The organism is Mesorhizobium sp. LjNodule214 (assembly GCF_964252735.1).
GTDB lineage: Bacteria > Pseudomonadota > Alphaproteobacteria > Rhizobiales > Rhizobiaceae > Mesorhizobium.
The window spans coordinates 2,257,585-2,282,251 of the sequence record NZ_CAXUPE020000002.1 but is presented as its reverse complement, the minus strand read 5'-3'; the positions used below and the strand labels follow the sequence as shown (position 1 = coordinate 2,282,251).

General features: G+C 64.1%; 28 protein-coding genes and 1 riboswitch. Of the genes, 14 read left to right on the top strand and 14 right to left on the bottom strand.

The window, feature by feature from the left end:
* Positions 1 to 19: 19 nt before the first annotated feature.
* Entirely contained in the window at positions 20 to 787 is a 768-nt protein-coding gene (gene gloB, locus ACSQ3Z_RS24740) for a hydroxyacylglutathione hydrolase (protein ID WP_436173856.1), read from the bottom strand.
* A gap of 105 nt (positions 788 to 892) precedes the next feature.
* Between gloB and ACSQ3Z_RS24735 the strand changes: the two genes are divergently transcribed.
* The 3 genes from ACSQ3Z_RS24735 (at position 893) to ACSQ3Z_RS24725 (ending at position 4,475) form a co-directional block, all read left to right on the top strand.
* Positions 893 to 1,675 carry a class I SAM-dependent methyltransferase gene (locus ACSQ3Z_RS24735; protein WP_436173980.1) on the top strand — a complete coding sequence of 261 codons (783 nt, stop codon included), beginning with the start codon at positions 893 to 895 and terminating at the stop codon, positions 1,673 to 1,675.
* A 113-nt stretch (positions 1,676 to 1,788) separates the two neighbouring features.
* Complete coding sequence (locus ACSQ3Z_RS24730; protein ID WP_436173855.1) at positions 1,789 to 3,612, top strand: ABC transporter ATP-binding protein/permease; 1,824 nt, start codon at positions 1,789 to 1,791, stop codon at positions 3,610 to 3,612.
* A gap of 62 nt (positions 3,613 to 3,674) precedes the next feature.
* Positions 3,675 to 4,475: a DUF1194 domain-containing protein gene (locus ACSQ3Z_RS24725; RefSeq protein ID WP_436173854.1), complete on the top strand. Its 801-nt coding sequence runs from the start codon at positions 3,675 to 3,677 to the stop codon at positions 4,473 to 4,475.
* A gap of 36 nt (positions 4,476 to 4,511) precedes the next feature.
* On the opposite strand, the gene ACSQ3Z_RS24720 is transcribed toward ACSQ3Z_RS24725, so the two are convergent.
* The gene (locus ACSQ3Z_RS24720; RefSeq protein WP_436173853.1) at positions 4,512 to 5,447 is read right to left on the bottom strand and encodes a glycosyltransferase family 2 protein; all 936 of its coding nucleotides are present in this window, start codon (positions 5,445 to 5,447) and stop codon (positions 4,512 to 4,514) included.
* 328 nt (positions 5,448 to 5,775) lie between these two features.
* Between ACSQ3Z_RS24720 and ACSQ3Z_RS24715 the strand changes: the two genes are divergently transcribed.
* A complete protein-coding gene (locus ACSQ3Z_RS24715) occupies positions 5,776 to 6,096 on the top strand; it encodes a DUF1330 domain-containing protein (protein ID WP_436173852.1) in 321 nt (106 codons plus the stop codon).
* Positions 6,097 to 6,121: 25 nt separating this feature from the next.
* Here the strand turns inward: ACSQ3Z_RS24715 and metW are convergent, their stop codons facing one another.
* The gene (gene metW, locus ACSQ3Z_RS24710; RefSeq protein WP_436173851.1) at positions 6,122 to 6,736 is read right to left on the bottom strand and encodes a methionine biosynthesis protein MetW; all 615 of its coding nucleotides are present in this window, start codon (positions 6,734 to 6,736) and stop codon (positions 6,122 to 6,124) included.
* A gap of 58 nt (positions 6,737 to 6,794) precedes the next feature.
* On the bottom strand, positions 6,795 to 7,964 hold the full coding sequence (gene metX, locus ACSQ3Z_RS24705; protein ID WP_436173850.1) for a homoserine O-acetyltransferase MetX: 1,170 nt from the start codon (positions 7,962 to 7,964) through the stop codon (positions 6,795 to 6,797).
* A 76-nt stretch (positions 7,965 to 8,040) separates the two neighbouring features.
* Positions 8,041 to 8,118, bottom strand: a riboswitch (SAM riboswitch).
* 135 nt (positions 8,119 to 8,253) lie between these two features.
* On the opposite strand from metX, the gene hisC reads away from it, so the two are divergent.
* Positions 8,254 to 9,363: a histidinol-phosphate transaminase gene (gene hisC / locus ACSQ3Z_RS24700; RefSeq protein WP_436173849.1), complete on the top strand. Its 1,110-nt coding sequence runs from the start codon at positions 8,254 to 8,256 to the stop codon at positions 9,361 to 9,363.
* A gap of 6 nt (positions 9,364 to 9,369) precedes the next feature.
* Positions 9,370 to 10,305, top strand: a complete 936-nt coding sequence (locus ACSQ3Z_RS24695; protein ID WP_436173848.1) for a prephenate/arogenate dehydrogenase family protein — start codon at positions 9,370 to 9,372, stop codon at positions 10,303 to 10,305.
* A gap of 3 nt (positions 10,306 to 10,308) precedes the next feature.
* Here ACSQ3Z_RS24695 and ACSQ3Z_RS24690 read toward each other — a convergent pair whose 3' ends face one another.
* Both ACSQ3Z_RS24690 and ACSQ3Z_RS24685 read right to left on the bottom strand, forming a co-directional pair.
* A complete protein-coding gene (locus ACSQ3Z_RS24690; RefSeq protein ID WP_436173847.1) occupies positions 10,309 to 11,241 on the bottom strand; it encodes a sugar kinase in 933 nt (310 codons plus the stop codon).
* 9 nt (positions 11,242 to 11,250) lie between these two features.
* Positions 11,251 to 12,249 (bottom strand): DUF2125 domain-containing protein, encoded by a 999-nt coding sequence (locus tag ACSQ3Z_RS24685; RefSeq protein ID WP_436173846.1) that lies wholly within the window; start codon positions 12,247 to 12,249, stop codon positions 11,251 to 11,253.
* 122 nt (positions 12,250 to 12,371) lie between these two features.
* Between ACSQ3Z_RS24685 and ACSQ3Z_RS24680 the strand changes: the two genes are divergently transcribed.
* The 3 genes from ACSQ3Z_RS24680 (at position 12,372) to ACSQ3Z_RS24670 (ending at position 14,696) form a co-directional block, all read left to right on the top strand.
* Positions 12,372 to 12,908, top strand: a complete 537-nt coding sequence (locus ACSQ3Z_RS24680; RefSeq protein WP_436173845.1) for a gamma-glutamylcyclotransferase — start codon at positions 12,372 to 12,374, stop codon at positions 12,906 to 12,908.
* Between the two features lie 122 nt (positions 12,909 to 13,030).
* Positions 13,031 to 13,978, top strand: coding sequence for an aldo/keto reductase (locus ACSQ3Z_RS24675; RefSeq protein ID WP_436173844.1), 948 nt, complete (start codon positions 13,031 to 13,033; stop codon positions 13,976 to 13,978).
* A gap of 97 nt (positions 13,979 to 14,075) precedes the next feature.
* On the top strand, positions 14,076 to 14,696 hold the full coding sequence (locus tag ACSQ3Z_RS24670) for a LysE family translocator (RefSeq protein ID WP_436173843.1): 621 nt from the start codon (positions 14,076 to 14,078) through the stop codon (positions 14,694 to 14,696).
* A 24-nt stretch (positions 14,697 to 14,720) separates the two neighbouring features.
* Here the strand turns inward: ACSQ3Z_RS24670 and ACSQ3Z_RS24665 are convergent, their stop codons facing one another.
* Positions 14,721 to 15,521, bottom strand: a complete 801-nt coding sequence (locus ACSQ3Z_RS24665; protein WP_436173842.1) for a lysophospholipid acyltransferase family protein — start codon at positions 15,519 to 15,521, stop codon at positions 14,721 to 14,723.
* 102 nt (positions 15,522 to 15,623) lie between these two features.
* Positions 15,624 to 16,529 (bottom strand): LysR family transcriptional regulator, encoded by a 906-nt coding sequence (locus ACSQ3Z_RS24660; RefSeq protein ID WP_436173841.1) that lies wholly within the window; start codon positions 16,527 to 16,529, stop codon positions 15,624 to 15,626.
* 116 nt (positions 16,530 to 16,645) lie between these two features.
* On the opposite strand from ACSQ3Z_RS24660, the gene ACSQ3Z_RS24655 reads away from it, so the two are divergent.
* Positions 16,646 to 17,278: a pyridoxamine 5'-phosphate oxidase family protein gene (locus tag ACSQ3Z_RS24655; RefSeq protein ID WP_436173840.1), complete on the top strand. Its 633-nt coding sequence runs from the start codon at positions 16,646 to 16,648 to the stop codon at positions 17,276 to 17,278.
* Between the two features lie 118 nt (positions 17,279 to 17,396).
* Here ACSQ3Z_RS24655 and ACSQ3Z_RS24650 read toward each other — a convergent pair whose 3' ends face one another.
* From ACSQ3Z_RS24650 to ftsE, 3 genes are all read right to left on the bottom strand, one after another.
* Positions 17,397 to 18,119 (bottom strand): YdcF family protein, encoded by a 723-nt coding sequence (locus tag ACSQ3Z_RS24650; protein WP_436173839.1) that lies wholly within the window; start codon positions 18,117 to 18,119, stop codon positions 17,397 to 17,399.
* A 123-nt stretch (positions 18,120 to 18,242) separates the two neighbouring features.
* Positions 18,243 to 19,232, bottom strand: coding sequence for a cell division protein FtsX (locus ACSQ3Z_RS24645; RefSeq protein ID WP_436173838.1), 990 nt, complete (start codon positions 19,230 to 19,232; stop codon positions 18,243 to 18,245).
* A complete protein-coding gene (ftsE, locus tag ACSQ3Z_RS24640; protein WP_006200215.1) occupies positions 19,225 to 19,884 on the bottom strand; it encodes a cell division ATP-binding protein FtsE in 660 nt (219 codons plus the stop codon). Before ftsE ends, ACSQ3Z_RS24645 begins: the two co-directional genes overlap by 8 nt.
* A 178-nt stretch (positions 19,885 to 20,062) precedes the next feature.
* Here ftsE and ACSQ3Z_RS24635 point away from each other — a divergent pair, with 178 nt between their 5' ends.
* The 3 genes from ACSQ3Z_RS24635 to ACSQ3Z_RS24625 all read left to right on the top strand — a co-directional run bounded on the left by ACSQ3Z_RS24635 (position 20,063) and on the right by ACSQ3Z_RS24625 (position 21,801).
* Positions 20,063 to 20,719 carry a hypothetical protein gene (locus ACSQ3Z_RS24635; RefSeq protein WP_436173979.1) on the top strand — a complete coding sequence of 219 codons (657 nt, stop codon included), beginning with the start codon at positions 20,063 to 20,065 and terminating at the stop codon, positions 20,717 to 20,719.
* Between the two features lie 114 nt (positions 20,720 to 20,833).
* On the top strand, positions 20,834 to 21,376 hold the full coding sequence (gene hpt / locus ACSQ3Z_RS24630) for a hypoxanthine phosphoribosyltransferase (RefSeq protein WP_436173837.1): 543 nt from the start codon (positions 20,834 to 20,836) through the stop codon (positions 21,374 to 21,376).
* A 53-nt stretch (positions 21,377 to 21,429) separates the two neighbouring features.
* A complete protein-coding gene (locus tag ACSQ3Z_RS24625; protein ID WP_436173836.1) occupies positions 21,430 to 21,801 on the top strand; it encodes a response regulator in 372 nt (123 codons plus the stop codon).
* Between the two features lie 7 nt (positions 21,802 to 21,808).
* Here the strand turns inward: ACSQ3Z_RS24625 and ACSQ3Z_RS24620 are convergent, their stop codons facing one another.
* Positions 21,809 to 22,759, bottom strand: coding sequence for a DMT family transporter (locus ACSQ3Z_RS24620; RefSeq protein ID WP_436173835.1), 951 nt, complete (start codon positions 22,757 to 22,759; stop codon positions 21,809 to 21,811).
* A 211-nt stretch (positions 22,760 to 22,970) separates the two neighbouring features.
* Here ACSQ3Z_RS24620 and ACSQ3Z_RS24615 point away from each other — a divergent pair, with 211 nt between their 5' ends.
* Positions 22,971 to 23,867, top strand: coding sequence for a LysR substrate-binding domain-containing protein (locus ACSQ3Z_RS24615; RefSeq protein ID WP_436173834.1), 897 nt, complete (start codon positions 22,971 to 22,973; stop codon positions 23,865 to 23,867).
* Here the strand turns inward: ACSQ3Z_RS24615 and ACSQ3Z_RS24610 are convergent.
* Positions 23,851 to 24,102 carry a glyoxalase superfamily protein gene (locus tag ACSQ3Z_RS24610; RefSeq protein WP_436173833.1) on the bottom strand — a complete coding sequence of 84 codons (252 nt, stop codon included), beginning with the start codon at positions 24,100 to 24,102 and terminating at the stop codon, positions 23,851 to 23,853. The two genes, ACSQ3Z_RS24615 and ACSQ3Z_RS24610, sit on opposite strands and share 17 nt — an antisense overlap.
* Positions 24,103 to 24,163: 61 nt before the next feature.
* A complete protein-coding gene (locus ACSQ3Z_RS24605) occupies positions 24,164 to 24,625 on the bottom strand; it encodes an Lrp/AsnC ligand binding domain-containing protein (protein ID WP_120016320.1) in 462 nt (153 codons plus the stop codon).
* Between the last annotated feature and the right edge of the window lie 42 nt (positions 24,626 to 24,667).

Here is a 24,667-nt window from a genome sequence, read left to right as displayed (position 1 = left end):
TTGCAGGTTAGCACCGAGCTCAGAAATTGTCCTTGCGCTTGCGGATTTCGGCGAACACGTCGGCGTCGCTGGCCTTCTCCATGCCGAGATGCTTGCGGATTGCAGGGTCGTGCCAGCGCAGGAACGGATTGGTCGACAGTTCCTCGCCGATTGTCGTCGGCAGGGTCGGCTTGCCGTCGGCGCGCAGCGCCTCGATCCTGGCGGTGCGCTCCTTCAGGGCCGAATTGGTCGGGTCGACGGTCAGCGCGAAGCGGGCATTGGAAAGCGTATATTCATGGCCGCAATAGATGACCGTCTCGGCGGGAAGCGCCGCCAGCTTCTTCAGCGACTCGTACATCACAGGCGGCTTGCATTCGAACAACCGGCCGCAGCCCAGCGCAAACAGCGTGTCGGCGGTGAACGCCACTTTCGAGGCCGGCAGATGGTAGGAGACATGGCCGGCCGTGTGGCCGGGCGTGGCGATCACGTCGACCCTCTCGTCGCCGAGGTGGACGACCGAGCCTTCTTCGACCGTTTCGTCAATGCCGGGGATCTTCGCCTGTTCCGCTTCCGGTCCGATGATGCGCAGCTTGAAGCGCTCCTTCAGCGCCAGATTGGCCTCGACATGGTCGACATGGTGGTGGGTGGTCAGGATCATCGTCGGCGTCCAGCCGGTGCGCTGGATCGCGGCCAGGATCGGCGCCTCTTCGGGCGCGTCGATGATCGCGGTCTGGCCGCTTCTGGGGTCATGCACGAGCACACCGAAATTATCGCTGCGGCACATGAACTGTTCGATTTCGACCGGCATCGCAACTCTCCATTTGTCGCCGCAGACATAGGGCGCTTGCCCGCCGATGTCATCTGGAATTGAGCTTTGTTGAACTCGGCAGATATCGCGGCTACCGTCCCGGCCATGCATTCCGATATCGTCGACCTCCGCTCCTTCTATTCGACCACGCTCGGCCGGCTTGCCGAACACTCGATCACCATGGCGCTGTCCTCGATATGGGCCGCGGTGCCGAATGAGCGGCTGGTCGGCCTCGGCTACACCTTGCCGTGGCTGGAGCGGTTCGGCGCCGATGCCGAGCGCGTCTTTGCCTTCATGCCGGCAACGCAGGGCGCGGTGGTCTGGCCGGCGACGGGTCCGACGGCGACGGCGCTGGTCTTCGACGAGGAATTGCCGCTGGTCGATTCCTGCATCGACCGCATGCTGCTCGTCCATTCGCTCGAGCATGTCGAGAACCCGCGCGAGACGCTGAACGAGATCTGGCGGGTGCTGTCGCCGGCCGGGCGCGTCGTCATCGTCGTGCCCAACCGTCGCGGCGTCTGGGCGCGTTTCGAGCATACGCCGTTCGGCAATGGCCGGCCGTTCTCGCGCGGCCAGCTCACCGAATTGCTGCGCGAGGCGCATTTCACCCCGGCGGCATGGTCCGACGCGCTGTTCTTCCCGCCGTCGCCGCGGCGCTTCATGATGCGGTTCCACAATGTGCTGGAACGGGCCGGCCGGCGGTTCTGGCCGATTTTTTCCGGTGTCATCGTGGTCGAGGCGCAGAAGCGGCTTTATCAAGGCGTGCCGGTCGCCCAGCGTGCGTCGCGGCGCGTCTTCGTGCCGGTGCTCTCGCCGCAAGGCGCGACCAGGCTCGGCCGGTCGCGCGGCGGGGAAGCGGCTTCCCCGGGCGGAGTGACGCGTTCGTGATCGGACCTGGGCTTTGTCAGTCCCTATCTGTCGAGTGCGGGGCCGCCGCCTGAACATGGCCGGTCATGGTTCTGACCGGCTCCACCACTCTTCCGAATGCAGGGATATCACGCATGGCGGATCAAGCGGACGTCATAGCCGGTGCGGGACAGGCCGCCGTGTCGGTCGAAGCCAGCAGTCTCGGCGACCAGTTGAAGACGATCCGGCAGGCGCTGAAGACCTCGCCGGTGCGCAAGCCGCTCGCCTGGACCTGCATCGGCATCGTCGCCGTCATCGTCGCGACCGCGATCGGCCAGGTTCTGCTCAACCGTTGGAACCAGCCTTTCTACGATGCGCTGGCGCGGCGCGACATGCAGGGTTTCCTGCATCAGCTTCTCGTCTTTGCCGAGATTGCCGGGGGGCTGTTGGTGCTCAATGTCGGCCAGACCTGGCTCAACCAGACGATCCGGCTGAAGCTCCGCGAGGCGCTGACACTTGACCTGATCGATGAATGGATGCGGCCGGCGCGCGCCTTCCGACTCGCTCATGCCGGAGCCATAGGCGTCAATCCCGACCAGCGCATGCAGCAGGATGCCGCGCATTTGTCCGATCTGTCGACCGATCTCGGTGTCGGCCTGCTGCAGTCCTTCATCCTGCTCGTGTCCTTCATCGGCGTCTTGTGGACGCTGTCCTCGGGCTTCGTCTTCCACATAGGCGGCCGTTCGCTGGCGATACCGGGTTACATGGTGTGGGCGGCGATCCTCTATGCCGGCATCGCCTCGTGGCTGAGCTGGCTGGTCGGACGGCCGCTGATCCGCTTCAACAGCGATCGCTATACGCGCGAGGCGGAGCTCAGGTTCTCGATGGTCCGCGTCAACGAGAATGTCGACGCCATCGCGCTGGCGCATGGCGAGGCTGACGCCAAACGGCAGCTCGAGCTCGATCTTGGCACGGTGCTCGGCGCCATGAAGCGCATCTACAGCGCGCAGATCAACCTGTCCTGGGTCACCGACACCTATGGCTGGATCACCGTCGTCGCGCCGATCCTGGTCGCGTCGCCGGTCTATTTCGCCGGCGATATCAGCTTCGGCGGTCTGATGATGGCGGTCGGCGCCTTCAACCAGGTGCACTCCTCGCTGCGCTGGTTCATCAACAACATAGGCGGCATCGCCGACTGGCGGGCGACGCTGATGCGCGTCGCCGATTTTCGCATCGCGCTTGGCGAAACCGATGTCTGGCACGACAAGGAAAGGCGGATCGCATTCGCCGAGAATCCGGACGGCAGGCTGACCTTTGAGAAGCTTGAGGTCGCCTCGCCGGACGGATGCACCAAGCTCGCCGAGCCGGATGTCGAGATACGGGCGGGCGAACGCGTGATGATCACCGGCGACCCGCGCGCTGGCAAGACGCTGTTCTTCCGCGCCATTGCCGGCCTGTGGCCGTGGGGCAGCGGGCGGATCGGCATGCCGGCCGGCGAGGTGCCGATCTTCGTTCCACGCACCCCTTATTTTCCGCTCGGCACGCTGCGCGAAGTGCTCAACCATACCGACGGCACGGCACCGGTCGAGGATGTCGAGATCGCGGCGGTGTTGGCCGAGGTTGGTCTCGGCCGGCTTGCATCTTCCCTCGACCGTTCGGCGCGCTGGGAGCATGAGCTGGCCGATGACGAGCAGCGCCTGCTGGCCATTGCCAGGCTTGCGCTCAGGCGACCGAAATGGGTGATCATCGACGAGGCGCTGGATACGTTCGACGGCGCGACGCTGAGGCAGGTGCTGTCGATGCTGGCGCGGCGCCTGCCCGACGCCGCCATCCTCAACATCGGCCGCGGCCAGCACAACCAGCTCTTCCCGCGCTCGCTGACGATCGTGAAGGATACCGGCGGATCGGCACTCAAGCCCGCCCGCGTCAGGGCCGGCGCTATCGAGCCGCCGCCGGCTGCTGTACGCAGGAAGAAGTAGACCAGCTTTATTTTGCCGCGATCGCGGTGAAAATTGTCCGTATCACTCGGACGCACGCAGCCATGCTTGACATGCTCAGCCTGCTTGCCTGTTTCGCCTGTACCCAGGCAGCACCCCTGCCTGTGCCGGCCGACACGATTGCCGTGGATGTCGAACTGGTGCTGGCCGTCGACATCTCGCTGTCGATGAACGAGAAGGAGTTTGCCCTGCAGCGTGCCGGCTATGTCGAGGCGCTCAGGCATCCGGACTTCATCAAGGCGGTGCGTTCGGGCACAAACGGGCGCATTGCGCTGGCCTATTTCGAGTGGGCGGGCACCGTTCGCGACGACGCCATCCTCGCCTGGCAGATCATCGACGGCAGCGACAGCGCCAACGCCTTCGCCGACCGGATCGCGGCCCGCCCGTTCCGCAGCTTTCGTGGCACCTCGATTTCCGGCGCGCTTGCCTTCGGCACCGGCCTTTTCGAGAAAGCCGCCTTCGCCGGCGCGCGGCGCGTCATCGACATTTCAGGCGACGGCCCCAACAATATCGGCCCGCCGGTCACAGCGACGCGCGATGCGGCGCTGGCAAAGGGCATCGTCATCAACGGCCTGCCGATCCTGATCAGCCCTTCGCCGACCTTCAGCCATCTCGACAGCTACTATGAGCAATGCGTCACCGGTGGCCCAGGGTCCTTCGTGCTGCCGATCTATGCAGCTTCCGAATTTTCGACCGCTATTCGCCGCAAGCTCATCCTCGAAGTGAGCGGTATCGCCAACGCGACGACAGTCCGGATCGACGCGGCGGCGCCCATCGACTGCCTGCAGGGCGAGCGTGACCGACGGTTTTTTTCAGACCCGTATTTTCCGGAACTCGATCGATGAACCGCGAGTTTCCCGAACCTCCGGTCTCGGGATGGTTCAGGCCGGCCGCGTGCCGTATTTCTTGCGGAACTCATCGTAGAGATCGCGGCGCCAGCGCCGACCGCCGACATAGCCGCGCAACAGTTGCGGCAGTGAATAGCCGAGCGCTTTCGACGACCGGTTGGCGAGATAGCCGGCGAATGCCTGGGAAACCCTGCCCTTCATCGCATCGGCGATGATCTGGCGCGCGATCATGTAGGGCGGGACGTCAGGATAGCGATCGGCGATGTAAGGGTGTTTGTCGATCAGGTTTGCGTAGGCTTCGACATAGCCGTCGCGGCGACCCGAGATCGAATTCTCCGAATTGTACTTCTTCCAGTCGATGTCCTCGGACAGCAGCGCCCCACTGCGACGGGCAAACCGCAGCAGCAATTCGCGATCCTGCATGCGGGCGATGTCGCTGTCGTAGCCGCCGATCGCCAGCAGGGATTCGCGGCGGGCGGTTATCGCCGAACCGGCAATGAAGATCGTCTGCCCGACCAGCGCCTTCTCCAGCGAACTGCGGGTCAAGAAGGCTTCGCGATTGACGCATTTGGTGCTGCGGCCGCCTTTCACCGAGACGAACGAGCTGATGAGGATTTCCAGCGATGGATTCTCGTCGAAGCGTGCCAGCGTCCGCTCCAGCCGGTCCGGCAGGTAGACATCGTCCGAATCAAGGAAGGCCACGATCGGCGCTCGCGCACGCTCGATTCCGGCGTTGCGGGCAGCGTTGGCGCCGCGCCATTTCGCGCCGACATAGACCAGCCGGGGATCGCGGATGGCGGCAAGCGCCGCGGCCGTGGCGTCGGTCGAGCCGTCATCGACAACGATGTGCTCGAACTGGGCAAGGCTTTGCGCCAGCACGCTTTCCACCGCGCGCACCACCTGGTCGCGACGATTGTGGGTCGGTGTGATCACCGTGATAAGGGGAGCCGGGTCGATGGTTTTTCCCATGCGGCTATGCCCCGGGTTCTACGATGTGCGGATAGATTTGATGGCCGCCTTCCATGCCCACCCCAGGATTGCATTCGATTCGACCGTACAAAAAAGAAGCGCCTGTGTCATCCCGACTGACGGCGGGCAAGCCGTGCGCCCCGTCGAATTTCACAAGCCGCGCCTGAACTGCAACACCGTCTGTTGGCTGGCAAGCCCATCCGGAAGGAATGTCGGAGTCGATCCAACTGCCGCCGGGCGAAGTAGCTGCCGCTATTACCCGTCACGTAATCGACCTGCCTACCGCATGTCGGCAAAACTGCTCCAGTTGCACAAAAGGAGTTCAGCCATGACCGCTTACGCCGTTGCCCACATGCGCCAGGCCACATTGGGACCTGAGATTGTCGAATATCTGCACAAGATCGACGCCACGCTGGAACCCTTCGGCGGCCGCTTCCTGGTGCATGGTGGCGAGGTGGAGGTCGTCGAAAATACCTGGCCGGGACATCTGATCGTCATCGAATTCCCCGACCTCGACCATATACGCGGGTGGTACAATTCGCCCGCCTATCAGGCAATCCTGGCGCTGCGCACCGAAAACTCGCAATCCGACGTCGTCTTCGTCGACGGCGTCGAACATCCGCACAGGGCTACCGACGTTCTGGAATAGCGGCATGGCCGGCAGCCAGCCACGATCATCGCTTCAGCAAGAACACCGCCTGCTGGCCGAAGAAATTCCAGAACCACCACGGCATCGAGAGGCCGATCTTCTGGCCGTTGGCGTCGAGAGCGGTCGCCCTTTCCACCGTGGCGCCGAGCTCCTCGACCAGATTGACGAAGTCGCGGATGGTGCAGAAATGGATGTTGGGTGTGTCGTACCAGGAATAGGGCAGGTCCTTGGTCACCGGCATCCGTCCCTTGACAAACAGCGACAGCCGCACCCGCCAGTGGCCGAAATTGGGGAAGGAGACGATGGCGCGGTTGCCGATCCTTAGCAGTTCGTCGAGCACCAGCTTAGGGTTGCGGGTGGCCTGCAGGGTCTGCGACAGGACGACGAAATCAAAACCCTTGTCGGGATAGAATTCGAGGTCCGTGTCGGCGTCGCCCTGGATGACGCTTAGGCCGCGCGCCACGCATTCGTTGACGCCGCGCTGCGACAATTCCAGGCCGCGGCCGTCGACGTGCTTGGTCGCCTGCAGCAGTTCGAGCAGCAGGCCGTCGCCGGAGCCGACGTCCAGCACCCGCGACCGCGGCGGGATGAGACCGGCGACGACTTCAAGGTCGACGCGCTGGGCGCGGTTGACGCTCATGGCTTCGCCTCCTGCCTGGCGCATGGTCCCGGTCCGAAAAGTCTGCTACTTTTCGGGGTCATGCGCTAAGCCCTCTGGCCCGGGCGGCCGAGCCGATGAAGCCGTTGATGGCGGCGAACAGTTCCGGTTCCTCGAGCAGGAAGGCATCGTGGCCGCGGTCGGTGTCGATCTCGACGAAGGAGACGGAGGCGCCGGCGGCGTTCAGCGCATGCACGATCGAGCGGCTCTCTTCGGTCGGGAACAGCCAGTCGCTGGTGAAGGACACCAGGCAGAAGCGGGTCTTGGTGCCGGCAAAGGCATCGGCCAGCCGGCCGCCATGGTCGGCGGCGAGGTCGAAGTAATCCATGGAACGGGTCATGTAGAGATAGGAGTTGGCGTCGAAGCGATCGACGAAGGTCATGCCCTGATGGCGCAGGTAGCTCTCGATCTGGAAGTCGGCGTCGAAGCCGAACGTCAGCGCCTCGCGGTCCTGCAGATTGCGGCCGAACTTGCGGTGAAGTGCCGCTTCCGACAGATAGGTGATGTGGGCGGCCATGCGCGCCACCGCCAGGCCCTTTTCCGGGCGCTTGCCATGCTCGAAATATTTGCCGCCATGCCAGTCCGGGTCGGCCATGACGGCTTGCCGGCCGACCTCATGGAAGGCGATGTTCTGCGAGGAATGGCGGGCGCCGGTGGCGATCGGCAACGCAGAGAAGACGCGCTCCGGATAGGTCGAGGCCCATTCCAGCACCTGCATGCCGCCCATCGAGCCGCCGAGCACGCAGAACAGTTTTTCGATGCCGAAATGGTCGACCAGCATAAGCTGCGCTCGCACCATGTCGCGGATGGTGATGATCGGCAGGTCGAGCCCGTAGGGCTTGCCGGTGGCCGGATTGGTCGAGGCGGGGCCGGTGGACCCGAGACAGCCGCCGATGACGTTGGAACAGATGACGAAGAAACGGTTGGTGTCGATGATCCTGCCGGGGCCGATCAGCGCCTCCCACCAGCCCGGCTTGCCGGTCACCGGATTGGTGCTGGCAACGTGCTGGTCGCCGGTCAGCGCATGGCAGACGAGGATGGCGTTGGAGCGGGCATCGTTCAGCGTGCCATAGGTCTGGTAGGCGATCTGGAACGGCGACAAAAGCGTGCCGGCGTCGAGCTTCAGCGGCTTGTCGGCGCCGAAACGCAACACCGGGCTCGACGGTGCGTCGATCTCGTTGTTGGTTTTTCCAGGGCGCGGAGCGGCCATTGTCTCTCTCTTGCATTACGCATCGTCCGGCCGGCGGCGGACAACAAAAAACCGGCAATGCCCTCGCAAAGCCGGTTACAGGATGCAAACGGCCCTTTAGCGAGTTGTTTAACGTGGCTGCAAGCCGACCGGCCAAATCACCACGGAACTGTCACATTCTTCTAGAACTCGCGCGCCTTGCCGTCAACGGCCGGTCGCTCGCGCCACTGCCGGCTCTCGACATTCCGGGCCACGGCTAGTATTTCCGCTGCGGCTTCCGGCGGAAGAATTCTCGATGGATTTGTTAGACATGAACAAGAGACCGGATCAGGCACGGCCAACGCCCCGCGCGGGCATCATGGATATCGACGCCTATGTGCCCGGCAAGAGCACGGCGCCGGCCGGTGTCGCCAAGGTCTACAAATTGTCGTCGAACGAGAACCCGCTCGGCCCGTCGCCGAAGGCGATCGAGGCCGCGCGCGAGGTCGCGGCAAAACTCGATATCTATCCCGACGGCACCGCCAGGCGGCTGCGCGAGGCGATCGCCGAGGTGCACGGGCTGAATGCGGCAAACATCATCTGTTCCAACGGCTCCGACGAGATATTGGGCCTGCTGGCGCAGACCTATCTGGCGCCTGGCGATGAAGCGATTTTTACCGAACACGCCTTCATGGTCTACAAGATCTACATCCAGTCGGCCGGTGCGACGCCGGTCGCTGTCAAGGAGACCGACGAGCGCGCCGACATCGATGCGATACTGGCCGCCGTGACGCCGCGCACCAAGATCGTGTTTCTCGCCAATCCCAACAATCCGACCGGCACCTATGTGCCGTTCCAGGAGGTGCGCCGCCTGCATGCGAGGCTGCCGAAAAACGTGCTTCTGGTGCTCGATGCGGCTTACGCAGAATATGTCCGCCGCAACGACTATGAAGCCGGCATCGAGTTGGTCGGCGGAACCGAGAACGTGGTCATGACCCGCACCTTCTCCAAGCTCGGCCTTGGCGGGGCGCGGATCGGCTGGATGTATGGTCCGATGCACGTCGTCGACGCGATCAACCGCATTCGCGGCCCCTTCAACGTCAACGCCACGGCGATCGAGGCCGGGATCGCCGCCATCCGCGACCGCGCCCATGTCGAGCGCAGCGTGGTGCACAACGAGACCTGGCTGACCTGGTTGACTGAGGAATTGACAAAGCTGGGCCTCAGGGTAACGCCGAGCGTCGGCAATTTCCTGCTGATCCACTTTCTCGACGACAAGAAGCATTCGGCGGCGGCTGCCGACGACTACCTTACTGCGCGCGGCTTCATTTTGCGGCGCGTTTCCGGTTACGGCTTTCCCAATGCGCTGCGCATGAGCATCGGCACCGAAGAAGCCAATCGCGGCGTCATCGACGCCCTCACGACATTCCTGAAAAGCTAGAACACCATGACATCACCGCTGTTCGAAAAGATCGCGCTGGTCGGCATCGGCCTGATCGGCTCGTCGCTGGCCCGCGTCATCCGCCGCGAGGGCCTCGCTCGCCATGTCGCCATCTCGACGCGCAGCGAAACGACGCTGGGGCGGGCCAGGGAACTTGGGCTGGGGGATTCCTACACCACCGATGCGAAGGAAGCGGTGCGCGATGCCGATCTGATCATCGTTTCGGTGCCGGTCGGCTCCTCCGGCGCGGTCGCGGAAGAAATCGCGCCGGCGCTGAAGAAGGGCGCCATCCTCACCGATGTCGGCTCGACCAAGGCCTCCGTCATCGCGCAGATGCAGCCGCATGTGCCGGAGAGCGTGCATTTCATACCCGGCCATCCGCTGGCCGGCACGGAAAAATCGGGGCCGGATGCCGGCTTCGCCGACCTCTTCGACAATCGCTGGTGCATCTTCACGCCGCTGCCGGGCACCGATCCGGAGGCGCTGGAGCGGCTGTCGGAATTCTGGCGGCGTTGCGGCTCCAACATCGACACAATGGACCCGCAGCATCACGATATGACTTTGGCCATCGTCTCGCATCTGCCTCATATCATCGCCTACAACATCGTCGGCACCGCCGACGATTTGCAGTCGGTGACCAAGTCCGAAGTCATCAAATATTCGGCTTCCGGTTTTCGCGACTTCACCCGTCTCGCCGCTTCCGACCCGACCATGTGGCGCGACGTCTGCCTGCATAACAAGGATGCGATCCTCGAAATGCTGGCGCGATTCTCGGAGGATCTCGCCTCGCTGCAGCGGGCGATCCGCTGGGGCGACGGCGAAAAGCTGTTCGACCTGTTCACCCGCACGCGTGCCGTGCGCCGCTCGATCATTGAGGCCGGCCAGGACATCGACGTGCCGGACTTCGGCCGGCAAGCCGTCGAGCATCCGGCCAAGGGGTAGGTCTCACGCCTCCAAATTTGCCGGCCAGTGGGCCGCCATCATGGCCAGCGTCTCGGCCCGGTCCGGCGCGCCCAGCCGGCCGCCGAAGCGCAGGCATTTGAGCGCGGCGGCAGCACTGGCAAAGCGCAAGGCCTGCTCGGGAGGCATGGCCTCCGCGAGGCCGACGGCAAAGGCGCCGTGAAATACATCGCCGGCGGCAAGTGTGTCCACCGCCTTGATCCTCGGCGCCTCGACATGGCGCACACAGCCGGCGGAATGGTCATGCCACCAGCTTCCCGCCGCCCCGCCTGTCACCGCGACAAAGGCATCGGTGCGGCTGGCGAGGTCGGCGCAGGCAGTCTCCGGATCCAGTGCCTGGCCGCAAACGATGCGTGCCGCAGGCTCGGAGGCGACGATGTGCGTGGCTAAAGGCAACAATTGCTCCAGCACCTCCAGCGGCGCGGTATCGGCGTCGAGGATCGCCGGACAGCCGGCGGCGCTTGCCGCGGTCAGGGCAAGTGCGGCAGCGCCCGGCCAGCGGACATCGACCAGCACGGCGTCGAAACCGGAAAGATCGGCGGGCAATTTCTCGGGATCGGCCTGCGCCTTCGGGTCGTAAAAGGGAACGATGATGCGTTCGCCATGGGCGTCGACCAGGATCGCCGCCAGTGCCGAGCGCGCGCCACTGACGCGCCGGACAAGGCTGCAATCGACACCCTCGGCCTCGATGCCGGCAATGAGTTGGTCGGCGACGGCATCGTCGCCCGCGCTTGCCCAAAGCGAAACCTCGGCGCCGAGACGCCGCGCGGCGCAAGCAGCACTGGTGGCCATGCCGGAGGCCATCTGGGCAGCGTCGGAGGCGATAAACTTGCCCTGATGCATGGGCAGCGTGTCGAGGCGAAGGATCGTGTCCAGCGTCAGCGCGCCAACGCTCAAGAGCCTTACCGGTCTGCTCATTCGTTGTTCCTAATCGACCGGCTTGATCTTGCCTAGCGGGATGAAGCCGAGCGACGCCTTGCCCTTGACGATCCGGAGCGGCATCGACGGTTCGTTGCCAAGCATTGCCAGGCCGGCAAAACCCTGTTCGATCTCGCTCTTGCGCTCGGGGATGGCGGCGCCGAGGATTGCCGCCACCGCCTTGGGATCTTTCAGCCTGATCGTCAGATCGGCGTCGATCAGACCCTCGGCATCGACCGACAGCGGTCCGGAGACCGTAACCCGCGCGTTGCCTGACGAGAGGTCCAGCTTGGCGATGTCGACGGCCTGGCCGCGCAGGCTCTTTACCTGCTTCCCGATCAGAGCGACGCCGTTCCTCAGCGTCGCCTCGCCGCTGCCGTCGAGCGCCGGCAGCACGCGGCCGCCGAATGCGTCTGAGTCGATTTCAAGATCGCCAAAATTCCCGAGATAATCGAGGTCCTGGCCGTTCGGACGCAGCTCTCCAGCCGCCGTCCCTGCGCTGAAGAGCTCGACCGGATCGGTGTCGTCGATCGGGTCGGTCTGGCCGGACAGCCCCTCCGCCTTCAGCGCAATGCGCCGGGGCAGCGGCCAGGAGAGTTTGACGTCTGCCTGCAACTTATCCCAGTCGATCCAGAGCGGTGTCATGCCCGGCACGGAGGTCCTGAGCGGCCCGCGCAGGTTGGCGACCGGCGACAGAGGCCGGGTGATCTGCGCGACGGCATTGAAGCTGCCGGTCGAGGCGGCGACATTCCTGGTGTCGTCCTCATAGGCGAGCGTGTCGCAGGAGACCGCGAAGCTGAACGGATAGCCGCTGACGGTCAGGTTGGAGCAGCCGGCCTCGATGCCGTTGCCGTTGAGCGCGGCCACCGCCTTGTCGGCCTCACTCCTGACGCGGTCGGCCAGATAGAACCAGCCGCCGCTATAGATGGCGAACAGCACGGCAATGAATGCGGCAAGCCAGAACAGCCGGCGGCGAAAGTTCGGCGGGCGCTCGTCACTTGACGTCATGCTGCAGCTTTCATTAACGCCGCGTGTTGCGGGTGGACTGTCGTTTAGGCAACAAGCAGATAGACGGAAAAACACCGATTCCGATTTGGAGTCGTCACTCTCGTGCAATCAGGCTTGGCGATATGGGCGATTTTTGGGTTTTTGGCTATGGGTCGCTGATCTGGCGACCGGGATTCGCGCATGTCGAAACGCGGCGCGCCCGTCTTTACGGCTACCGCCGGTCGCTCTGCGTCCATTCCTTCGTGCATCGCGGCACGCGTGAGCGGCCGGGCGTTGTGCTCGGCCTCGACCGTGGCGGCTCCTGCGTCGGGCTGGCGTTTCGCGTGCCCGGCGAGTTGCGCGACGAGGCGCTCACCTATCTGCGTGAGCGCGAACTGGTGACCAGTGTCTACCTCGAACGCACGCTCGATATCCGCCTCGACAAGAACGGCACGACCAGGGGCGAGACGGTTACCGCGGTCGCCTATATCGTCGACCGCGCGCATGAGCAGTATGCCGGCGGGCTCGATGCAGCGCATGCGGCTGATATTGTGCGCGGCGCCGTCGGCCAGTCCGGCAGGAACGAGGACTATCTGCTCAGCACGCTGGAACATCTGAAGGCGCTGGGCATAAGCGACCACTGGCTGGAAGAGGTGGCCCGGCGCCTCTCACCTTTGTGAAGCGCTGGCCTGCAGGAAAGGGCAGCCAGGCCTTTGACCTTGGCATGGCGAGACCTAGCTTAGCTCCAGCCCCCGAATCCTTCGGGTTTCACCCGCCCCATTCCAGCATCATGGAGCCAATCTTGCAGAAACGCCGTCTCGGTCGTACCGACCTTTCCATCGCGCCGCTGGTTCTGGGCGGCAATGTCTTTGGCTGGACCGCCGACGAAAAGACCTCCTTCGACCTGCTCGACCGCTTCGCCGGCGCCGGCCTCAACGCCATAGACACGGCCGATGCCTATTCGCGCTGGCATGCCGGCAACAAGGGTGGCGAGTCCGAAACCATTATCGGCAAATGGATGAAAAGCCGCGGCAACCGCGACAAGATCATCGTCATCACCAAGGTCGGCTCGGACATGGGTCAGGGCAGGCGGGATCTCTCCGCTGCCTACATCGAAAAGGCAGTCGACCAGTCGCTGAAGCGGCTGCAGACCGATGTGATCGACCTCTATCTGTCGCATTGGCCCGATCCGGCCACGCCCTACGAAGAAACGCTTGGCGCCTACCAGAGCCTGCTTGCCAAGGGAAAGATCCGCCATGCCGGCTGCTCCAACCTCGATGCCGGCCAGTTGCGTGCGGCGCTGGATGTGGCGAGCCTGCGCAGCCTGCCGCGCTACGAAGCGCTGCAGCCGGCCTACAATCTCTATGACCGCTCATCCTTCGATGGTTCGCTGCGCGATCTCTGCCTCGCGGAGGACATCGGCGTCATCAGCTATTACGGTCTCGCCAAGGGGTTTCTGAGCGGCAAATACCGCAGCGAGGCTGACCTCGGCAAAAGCCAGCGCGGCGGCGGCGTCAAGGACTATCTCAATCCACGCGGCATGCGCATCCTCTCAGCACTCGATGCCGTGGCCGAGCGCCATTCAGCCAAGCAGGCGGAGGTGGCGCTAGCCTGGGTGATGGCGCGGCCAGGCATTACGGCGCCGATCGCCAGCGCCACGACGCTCGCCCAGATGGATAGCCTGGTGCGCGCTGCATCGCTGGCGCTCGGCGCCGACGATATGGCCGCGCTGGACGAGGCGAGCGCATAGCCGCCGGCGGCCTTGCGCCGACGCACGATCGTTCAAGACGCGATGGGCTGTCTCGTCATAGCGTTTTTCGCATCGTGGCAAGATGCGGGAAGCCGAGATGGCCGCAGAGGTTCTTTCGCATACACAGCAGTGGCAGCAATTGCTGGTATTGGTGCTGGCGGCAACCGTCGTCATGGGCAGTCCGGGCCCGGCGACGATCAGCGTCACCGCCGTGGGCGCCGCGTTCGGCCTGCGCGATTCGCTCCGCTATGCGTCGGGGATCATCGCCGGCACGATCGCCGTGCTGCTGGTGGTCGCCACCGGCATCACGGCGGCGCTTGCCTCGATGCCGACGTTGGCGCCGCTGCTGGCGATCGCTTCCGCCGCCTACATCCTCTACCTTGCCTACAGAATAGCGACCGCGCCGCCGCTGGCCGCGCGTGACAGTGGCGCTGCCCGTCCCACTTTCCTCGGCGGGTTCCTGCTCGCCGTGGCCAATCCGAAAGCCTATGTGGCGATTGCCGCCGTACTCGCCGGCTCTTCGTCGGGAGCCGGGGATCTCGGCATCTCGGCCAGGCTGGCGGTCCTCGCCTTGATGATCGTCGCCATCCATGCGCTGTGGCTTCTCGCCGGGGCGGCATTCGCCCGCTTCCTGCGTCAGCCGCTGGCTTCGCGGATCATCAATCTGGTGTTTGCGGCAACGCTGGTGCTGACCACGGCACTGGCGGCATGGCCATAAGCCGACCAGCGGGACTGCCGGGAATCAGGCCTTCGCCTTCTTCGCCGCGCCGAGTTCCGCCAGCCGCTTGACCGCCGTCGGCGGCATCGGCGGCGGGTTTGGCGCGCGCGCGGCCTCGACGAGGAGCTGATCGCAGGCGGCTTCCGTCTCGCCGATCAGCCGCTCCATGAACTCTTCCCTGTCGAGCCCGGCCGGGATCGGCGGCAGGAAGCGAGCCTTGATGGTGCCGGGGTAGCGCAGGAACTTGCGGCGTGGCCAGTAGAGGCCAGCAACATGCGCCACGGGCACCACGGGGACGCCAAGCTGGGTGTAGAGCTCGACGATGCCGTACTTGTAGGCCGGCTCGTCGCCCGGCGCGCGGCGCGTGCCTTCGGGATAGATGATCAGCTGACGCGGATTGCGTGCCATCTCTTGCCTGGTCGCGGAGACCACCGCCTTCAGCGCCTTGGAGCGGCTGCCGCGATCGACAGGGATCATGCGCATCTTCATGATGTACCAGCCGAAGAAGGGGATCCAGGTCAGTTCCCGCTTCAGGATGTAGAGGGGATCCTGAAGGAAAGGAAAAAAGGCGATGGCGTCCCAGAACGACTGGTGCTTCGGCGCCAGGATGAACGAGCCCTCGGGCAGGTTTTCCAGGCCGGTGATCTCGCTCTTGGTGCCGGCGATCTTGTCGTGGAGCCACATGCAGGTGCCGGACCAGAATTTCGGCACGAACCAGGCACGGTGGCGCGGCGACAGGAAGTAATATGGGGTCCAGAGGATCATCTGGACGATCAGGTTGACGTAGAAGACGAAGTTGAACGCCAGCGAGCGGATATAGAGCATGCAGGAAGGGCCCGGTGAGGAGGTGTGCGTTGGTTACACCAAGCGCGGGCAAAAAGGAAACGCGCGATGCCGGGAGCGATCCCGGGCTCGCGCGCCATCCGTCTACCACATGGCCTGCGTAAGGCGCTCCTTCAGGCGCGGCGCGGCGAAATCGAGAAACGAGCGCAGTTTCACCGGCAGCAGGCCCTGGCCGGCATGGACGAGACTTACCGGCCATGGCGGCGGCTCGAACTCCTGCAGTATGGGGCATAGCGTGCGGGAGCGCACCTCGGCGGCGATCTGGTAGGACAGCAGCTTCGTCACCCCGACACCGGCGACCGCGGCATCGATCGCGGCTTCCGCCGTGTTGACCCGAAGCCGGGAGCGGACCGGAATGGCAAGTTCGCTCTTGCCCATACCGAAGGTCCAGGCGGCGGGAGCGGAGAGGTTCTCGAAGGTGATACAGCTGCGTCCGGCGAGATCCCCGGGAGTTCGCGGCGTGCCGTGGGCGGCCAGATATGCTGGGCTCGCGCAGACGACGCGGCGGATCGAGCCGACGCGGATGGCGACCAGGCTGGAGTCGGGCAGTTCGCCGATACGCACGGCAAGGTCGATATGCTCCTCGACCAGCTGGGTTATCCGGTCGGCGAGCGTCATCCGGACCGCCACTTCGGGGTAGGCCGCGAGGAAGGCGGTGACGACCGGCAGGACATGCAGTCGGCCAAAGACGATGGGCGCGGTGATGATCAGTTCGCCGGTGGGCGCGCTGTATTCGCCGGCAGCGCTGCGTTCGGCCTCGCCCACCTCGTCCAGAATGCGACGGCATGCGGCCAGATAGGCCTGCCCGGCATCGGTTAGCGTCAGCCGTCGCGTCGACCGGTTCAAAAGACGCGTCTTCAGATGTCTTTCCAGGTCGGAGACCTTGCGGCTGACCGTCGCCAGCGGAATGCCGAAACGGCGTCCCGCCGCGGAAAGGCTTCCGGCCTCCACCGCGGCGACGAACAGCGACATGGCCTCGAGACGATCCATAATTCTCCCAAAAAATGGAAGGTTAGATTGCAGATATGCCATCTACATCCGAAAGATGGAAGGCCATAGTTACTGTGGGCAATAGCCATAGGGGTGCGGCCGCGAGGAGGCTTCTCATGAATGCTCACAGCTTCACCAGCGATGTCGCCTTCACACCGACCGTCAAGGCGATCCAGAGCCGCAAGGGTTCGCGCGACGCCTATGCCCGCGTCGAGGAGCGCGGCGGCTGGCAGGCAGTGATCACGCCCGATCTCGCCGGTTTCATCGAGGCGCAGACCAGCATTTTCCTGGCGACGGCCAACGGCGAGGGCCAGCCCTATATCCAGCATCGCGGCGGGCCCGCCGGGTTTCTGAACGTGCTCGACGAGCGCACGATCGGCTTTGCCGACTTCTCCGGCAACAGGCAGTTCATCACCCAGGGCAATCTGAGCGACAATTCTCGGGCTTTCCTGTTCCTGATCGACTACGCCCGCAGGCAACGCATCAAGATCTGGGGCACGGCCCGCATCGTCGAGGACGACGCCGACCTGATGGCGAAGCTGATGCCCGGGGGCTACAAGGCGCGTCCCGAGCAGGTCATCCTGTTCACGGTGTCGGCCTGGGACGCCAATTGCCCGCAACACATTCCGCAGCGCTTCGAGGCGGCCGACGTGGCAGCCGCACTGGCCGAGCGCGACCAGCGCATAGAACGTCTCGAAGCGGAGATTGCCGGCCTGCGCGCCGCCCTGGGCACTGCTGCCGCAGATTGATGTCTGCCAGAGCGGTTCATCGTTTCGCGGAAACGCATGACCGCTCTATCTCTTTGTTTTGACGCAATTCCGGACGGAAAACCGTTTCACACTTTTCCTGGAATTGCTCGAGCAGCGCTCAGTCATGCGCTGTCGCGGCTTGCGCCACCGCGATGCTGCCGGTCTGGCGAGCCGGCACGATGCCGCGCGCCAGCGCCAGCACATATTTGCTGTACTCGGTCAAAAGTACGCGCAGCGCCTCCGGCTTGGTCAGCCAGCCGCCATTGCCGAGATTGGTGTTGACCACCGGGTAGGGTTCGAGCCTGGCGCCGTGCAGCAACCGGCTCATCTCCAGCAGGCTGCGCGGCATGTGATAGTTGTTGGTGACGAGGATGACGGTGCCGTAGGCGTGGCTCTCCACCCATTTAGCGCTCTCCTCGGCGTTGCCGATCGTGTCGAGCGCGGCGCGGTCGATGTCGACGCAGCAGGAAAACAGCGCCTTGTCGCCGCCGGTTGCAGCCTGGAGCTGGCGGCGGCTGGCCGAAGGGTGGACGCCGCTGATCAGCAGCCGCTCACCCTTGCCGGAGGCCAGCAGGTCCATCGCGGCGTCGAGGCGCGACTGGCCACCGGTTAACACGATGATGGCGTCGGCCTTGGCCGGATTGGCCGGGGTCGTCATATGGCTGACGGTGCTGGCGAACCAGCCGAAGCCGCCGGCAAACAATGCGGCCAGCGCAAGAATGGAGAAAGCGGAGATGCGCAGGGCTCTTGCCAATCGGCTCGGCCTGCCTCGGGCATGCAAAAGGGAACCAACCACTGGCATCTGTCCAGCCGTTCCGGTTGAGTCCCTCGCGTCCATCATCCTATGGTTAATCCTGAAATGTGGCCTTTGATAGGAAAAAAAGCGCACATTGCGTTACGTCAGTTTTCTACCCGTGATCGTTCCTGAGCCCGTTTCGTTTCATGCATGCCGCCATCCCATGCATCAGCCCGCGTCTGGCTGACGGATGTCGATGTCGCTGAGATAGGTGACCACGGTGGCGTGCGACGTCGCCGCTGTCAGCGCGCCGATTACCAGGACCATCAGGCCGACGCCGAGATAGCCTGCCGATCCGATGGCGAAATTGCCGAACAGGGCGGTCGCCTGGTCGGCCTGCGGCGTTGCCATGTTGCGCGACGACCACCAGGAAAAGACGATGAATACCAGAATGGCGGCGGCCCCGCCGGCGGCGGCACCCTTCATGCCGGTGACCAGGAAGTGCCAGCGGAATTCGCGCGCAATGAAGCGCGCCTCGGCGCCGACGAAATGCAGCACCTCGATGATGTGGCCGTTGCCTGCCATGGCGCCGCGCGTCGCGAACACCACCGTCAGCACGGTGGCCGACAGCATCAGCGCCAGCACGGCGATGCCGATGGTCACCGTCGTGCGGGCCATGGCCACCAGCCGGTCGACCCAGGTACGATGATCGTCGAGTGCGGCACTCGGCAGCTTGGGTGTGATCGCGGCGCGCATGGCGGCGAAATCGGGCGGGTTGTCCTCGTCGATGGTGACGATGACCAGGCGCGGCACCGGCAATTCGTCGATGTTCAGGCCCGAGCCCAGCCATGGCTCCAAGAGCCGGGCGGTGGCGTCGCGGTCGATGATCTTGGTCTCCTTCACGCCGGGGAATTCGCCGGCGATCTGCGAGGCCTGGGCAAGGGCCGCTTCCATGTCGAGGCCGTCGACAGGCTTGATCTGGATCGTCGCCTCGCGCGAGATCTGGTTCTCCCAGACCGAAGCGGTGTCGCGCACCAGCGTTACCGCGCCGAAGGTCAGGCAGGACAGGAAGGTCATGATGGCGATGACCAGCACCAGCGCCCGGCCGGCAATGTTCTGCGCCGGCACGATTGGCGCCATCTTGCGCTGCACGCGCTGCACCGCTCCGGCCATCTCGGTGGGCTGTTCGTGAAGGTGTTCGACGGAAAGTTCAGTCATAGACGTCCAACCTTCCGCCGGCCAGGATCATGCGGCGCGCGTCGACCTGCTCCATCAGGCCGAGGTCGTGGGTTGCGATCACCACCGCGGTGCCGAGACGGTTGAGCTCGATGAATAGCCGTAGAAGCCGGCGTGCCAGCGGCGGGTCGACATTGCCGGTCGGCTCGTCGGCAAGCAGGATCTCGGGCTGCTCGATCAGCGCACGCGCGATCGCCGCGCGCTGCTTCTCGCCACCCGACAGCACCGGCGGCAGCACATGCATGCGCTCGCCGAGGCCGACCCATTTCAACAGCTCGGTGACGTCGGTGCGATAGCTCGCTTCCTCGCGCCCGCGTACGCGCAGCGGCAAGGCCACGTTCTCATAGGTGGTCATGTGGTCGAGCAGACGGAAATCCTGGAACACCACGCCGATGCGCCGCCTCAGATGCGGCAGCTCGCTGCGCGAAATGCGCGAGCGGTCCTTGCCGAAGATGGTGATCAGCCCGCGCGTCGGCTTCAGCGACATGAACAGAAGGCGCAGCAGCGTCGTCTTGCCGGCGCCCGACGGGCCGCTCAGGAACTGGAAGGAGCGCTCCGGAATGTGCAGGGAAATGTCGCGGAGGATTTCCGGACCCATGCCATAGCGGAGGCCGACATTTTCGAAGCGGATCACGTTCGACGACCTGAAACTTGCGGCGGCGAAACGCCTGCCTTTTCTCTTATAAGACCATCGGCCGGCATGGTTAACCGTCGGTTAATTTTCGGTGTTTTTCGGTTCGTCACAGCGGTTCCGGTGGGGAAGCGTTAACCATTTCCGTTTACGCAAAAGAAACGAAGACTAAACAAGGGCCATAATGGCTGAAGATCGAACCGCGCGCCCCGTTTCCGGCGAAATCATGACCGGCACGGCATCAAATGCCGCGCCGGAACGCTTTGCGCGCGATGCTTCGGCCGACGTCGTCGATGCCGATTATGAGGTGCTGCCGCGCTTCACCGCCAATGCGGAAGCCTCGGCCGCCAAACCGCAACCGCACGTAGCCGCTCCGCCGCCGATCGAAGGCATGGAGATGCTGCGCAAACCCGAAGCCGCTGCAGAGCGGCGGCCGGCATCGCGGGGCGGGCCGATCTTCTGGATCGCCGGCGTCAGTGCAGCACTTGCCGCCTTCTGGGTCTCGGGCGGCCACGTTCTGGTGCGCCAATCGCCGTTCTGGGCCGCCGAGCAGCCAGCCGGTGTCGCACTCAGCATCTCGAGCGTCACCTCCCGCATCGACGCTTCGGGGCCGAAGCCGGTGCTATTCGTGGATGGCGAAGCGGCCAATGATGGGGCGAAGGCCGCGCCGTTGCCGCCTCTGGAGATCCGGGTCACCGGCAATGACAGCCAGGTAACGCGCTATACGCTGGGGACATCCAGCCGGTCCTTGGCGCCCGGCGAAAGATTCGGCTTTTCCAGCCGCCTCGATGTGCCTAGAAACGGGGTCAAGGCCGTATCGGTCACATTCGCCGGCTAAGGCTCGATCCAGGAACCGGTTTCCTGGGATCGTGTGCAAAATCAAAAAGGTCTACAGCGCTTCCGCAGGCCCAAAAGGTCGTGGCCCTGTAGGCGGAGCGCCTGGAGGGCCAAAATGCCAGTTGTGCGTGGCAAGGACATCGAGGTCCTGTTTTCGGCGTCGGCGATCGCCCGGCGCAATCTCGAACTCGCCAAGGAGATAGCCGGTCACGATTACCATGATCTCCTGGTGATTTCGGTGCTGAAGGGGTCCTTCATCTTCGCCGCCGACCTCATCCGCGCCATGCACGATGTCGGCCTGTCGCCGGAGGTCGAGTTCATCTTCATTTCCAGCTATGGCGCCGGCACCACCAGCGGCGAGGTGAGGGTGCTGCGCGACATCGACAATGAGGTCTCTGGCCGCGACGTGCTTCTGATCGACGACATTCTCGAATCCGGCAAGACACTCTCCTTCACCCGCGACCTGATGCTGTCGCGTGGCGCCAAAAGCTGTTCGATCGCCGTGCTGCTCGACAAGCGCATGCGTCGCCAGACGGCGCTCAACGCCGATTATGTCGGCTTCGACTGCCCCGACTATTTCGTCGTCGGCTACGGCATGGATGTCGCGCACGCCTTTCGCGAATTGCCGTTCGTAGGCGTCGTGAAAGGGGATGCATAAAAGCCGTTCGCGGTTCAGGAAAAGTCAACTTTTCACCGCCAAATATGCCGCCCATGGCAAAGCTTCTGATCGTCGAGGACGATGAGTCCGTCCGCACTCTCGCCGCCCGCGCGCTTGAACGCGATGGGCACAGCGTGGCCGTCGCCGCCGACGGCGCACAAGGGCTGGCGCTGATCCAGCAGGCCCGTGGCGGCTACGATCTGGTGGTTTCCGACATCCGCATGCCGGACATGGACGGTATCGAGATGGCGACCGCTGCAGCGACGCTGTTCCCGGCGATGAAGATCATGCTGATGACCGGCTATGCCGACCAGCGCGAGCGCGCCGAGGAACTGAACAGCATCATTCTCGACGTCGTGCAGAAGCCGTTCACGCTGGCCGAGATTCGCGCCCGCGTTGGACGCGCGCTCAGCTGTTTCGCCTGAAAAGGCTTCAGGCTGGATCGCCGCTCGCGGTAAGTACGGTCGCCGTCTGCCTACGCCGGCTAGCGTTAAGCGCCAACAAGCCGGCGCCGATGATCAGCGCTGCACCTAGCATCGTTGTTCCCTTGGGTATCTCGGCGAAGAACAGAAAACCCCAGAGCGGCGACCAGAGGATGCCAGTGTATTCGAAGGTGGCGACGCGGTTGGCCGGCGCCAGCCGGTAGCCCTGCGACAAGAGGATCATGCCGGCCGAGGCGACGAAGCCGCAGGCGGCCATCTTGAGGAAGTCCGGCAGCGCCGGCCACACCCATGGCCGCACCAGGAATTCGAGGCTCGGATGGACCGCATGGGTGATGCCGGCGAGGTGAAACGCGCCGGCGACCACGATGGCGCCAGTGAGATAGGCGCCGTTCTGGTAGAAGGCCATCACCGTCGACGATTCGGTATCGCCGATCCTGCGCGCAATAAGTTGCGAAAAACCGTAGAGCGCCGCCGAGCCGAGCGAGAGCAGGGCCGCCCAGTCGAACAATCCGGCGCCGGGGCGCAGCATCACCAGAACGCCGACCAGGCCGATCAGAACGGTCGCCAGCGTCTGCCATGACACGCGCTCGCCGAGATAGGGGCCGGCGAGGGCCATGATGAACAGCGGCGCCATGAAATAAAGCGCCACCGCGTCGGCCAGCGGCAGGGCGGCGATCGCCAGATAGTAGACCGTGTAGGACGAGAACTGGATGAAGGCGCGCAACGTCAGCAGGCCGAAGCGCCGCGACAGCAAGGCCCGTAATCCAACATCGGCGTGGACGAGAACGATCAGTATGGGAAGAGCGACGATCGCGCGGATCGCCATCACCTCGGTTACCGGATAGGCGCCCGATACCGCCTTGACGAGCGGGTCCTGCAGCGAAAAGACCAAGACGCCCAGACAGAGGCTCAGGATGCCAAGCGTCATCCGGTTCTGCATATGCTTCGGCCCCCCGCGAGCCACTGCGTACCAGTAAAAAGAACCCGCCACCGTTTTCGGGTGGCGGGTATGAGTGAGGACTCTTCGATTGGTCCGCAACCGATTTCGCGGTCGCATATCCAATGGGAGAGGCGACTATCGGCCGGCGTTTGACATGTTGCAAACGAATTGGAATGATGCCAGCAATCAAAAATTCTTATGGCGAAATGCGATGAAGCCTACCCTCGACAGCGACCTCCTGCGCACCTTCGTCGCTGTGGCCGAAACCGGCAATTTCACCAAGGCGGCGGAACAGGCCGGCCGCACCCAGTCGGCGGTCTCCATGCAGATGAAGAAGCTCGAAAGCATGGTCGGCGACAGCCTGTTCGAGCGCGGCTCGCGTGGTGTTTCGCTGACGCGACGCGGCGGCGAATTGATCGTCAATGCCAGGCGCATCGTTTCGCTGCTCGACGAGACGGCGGCCTCGCTGGTGGCGCCGCCGCTCGACGGTCCAGTCCGAATCGGCATTCCGGCCGAATATGGCCATTCGATTCTGTCGCGCGCGCTCGGCGCCTTCGCCAAGCGTCATTCGCAGGTCGAGGTTACGGTGCGCTACGCCCATTCCGACTCGCAGATGCGGGCGCTGGCGGCGGGCCAGCTCGATCTCGCCGTGGTGTTCGAATGGGAAGGTCTGTCGGGCGGCGAGGTGCTGATGCACGATCCGACGGTCTGGGTCACGTCGGCCATCCATCACATGCATGAGGAGCGGCCGGTGCCGATCGCGCTCTACAACCGTGGTGGCTGGTGCCGCGACTTCGCCATCAAGTCGCTGGAGCAGCGCGGCGTCGGCTACCGCGTCGCCTATACCAGCGACACCAATGGCGGCCTCACGCTCGCCGTGACCTCGGGCCTGGCGATCGCGCCGATCTCCCGCAGCAACATTCCCGCCGGCTGCCGCGAGCTCGGCGCAGCCGACGGCTTCGGCGACATCGATTCCTCGAATGTCGTTCTGCACCGCAATCCGAGCGTTTCCGGCGAAGCCATCGACAGCATGGAACAGGCGATCCGCGAGGCGTTCATGCTCACCGGCCAGGCTGGTATCCAAGCGGGTATCACGCCGGATCTATGACTCCGGGGGTGGGCGTGTCCTCGTAGAAGGTCAGGCGGTTGCCGAAGGGATCGCCGACGGTGACCTCCTTCGTCCGCCACGGCGTCTCTTCCAGTCCCGGCCTCGCAAAGCGGTATTTCTTGCCGATCAGTTCGCGATGCGCGCCTTCCGGCAGACCTCGGGAACCGGCGCTCCCTCCCCGGTCTGCCGCAGAATGAAGGCGATCTGCGCCTGCGTGAACGTCGACTTTTTTCATGCCGAAAACTCCGTTTAGACTGGAATTTTCCAGCCCCAGCCGGTCCAGAAAACCGGAGGTGTCAAAGTGGCAACAATGCGTCAGGCTTCACATCACCGATTGATGCGTAAGTGTGCGTTTCCCTGACACCAGGAAGCGGCAGAATGACCCGCTGCAGGAATTCCTGAAACGTCGCCATGTCAGCTATTCGTGCTTTGACCAGGTAGTCGAAACCACCAATCACCATATGGCATTCGATGATTTCGGGTGCCTTCGCAACAGCCTCTGCAAAGCGGTCGAAGACGTGCGGCGCGGTGTGATCGAGTCTTACCTCGACAAAGACGAGCGTGCCGCGTCCTATCTTTGAGGGCTCCAGCACAGCCCGCACTGCGCGGATAAAGCCTTCACTGAAAAGGCGCTTGATGCGCTGTGATGCGCCGGTCGGTGACAGTCCAACGCGTTGGGCGAGGTCAAGTACGGTCCGGCGACCATCTTCTTGCAATAGCCCGAGCAGCATCCGGTCGATACGGTCCAGATCGTTCATTTCGGATTCACACTTTCTTGGGCCTGAACGCGCGATAATCAC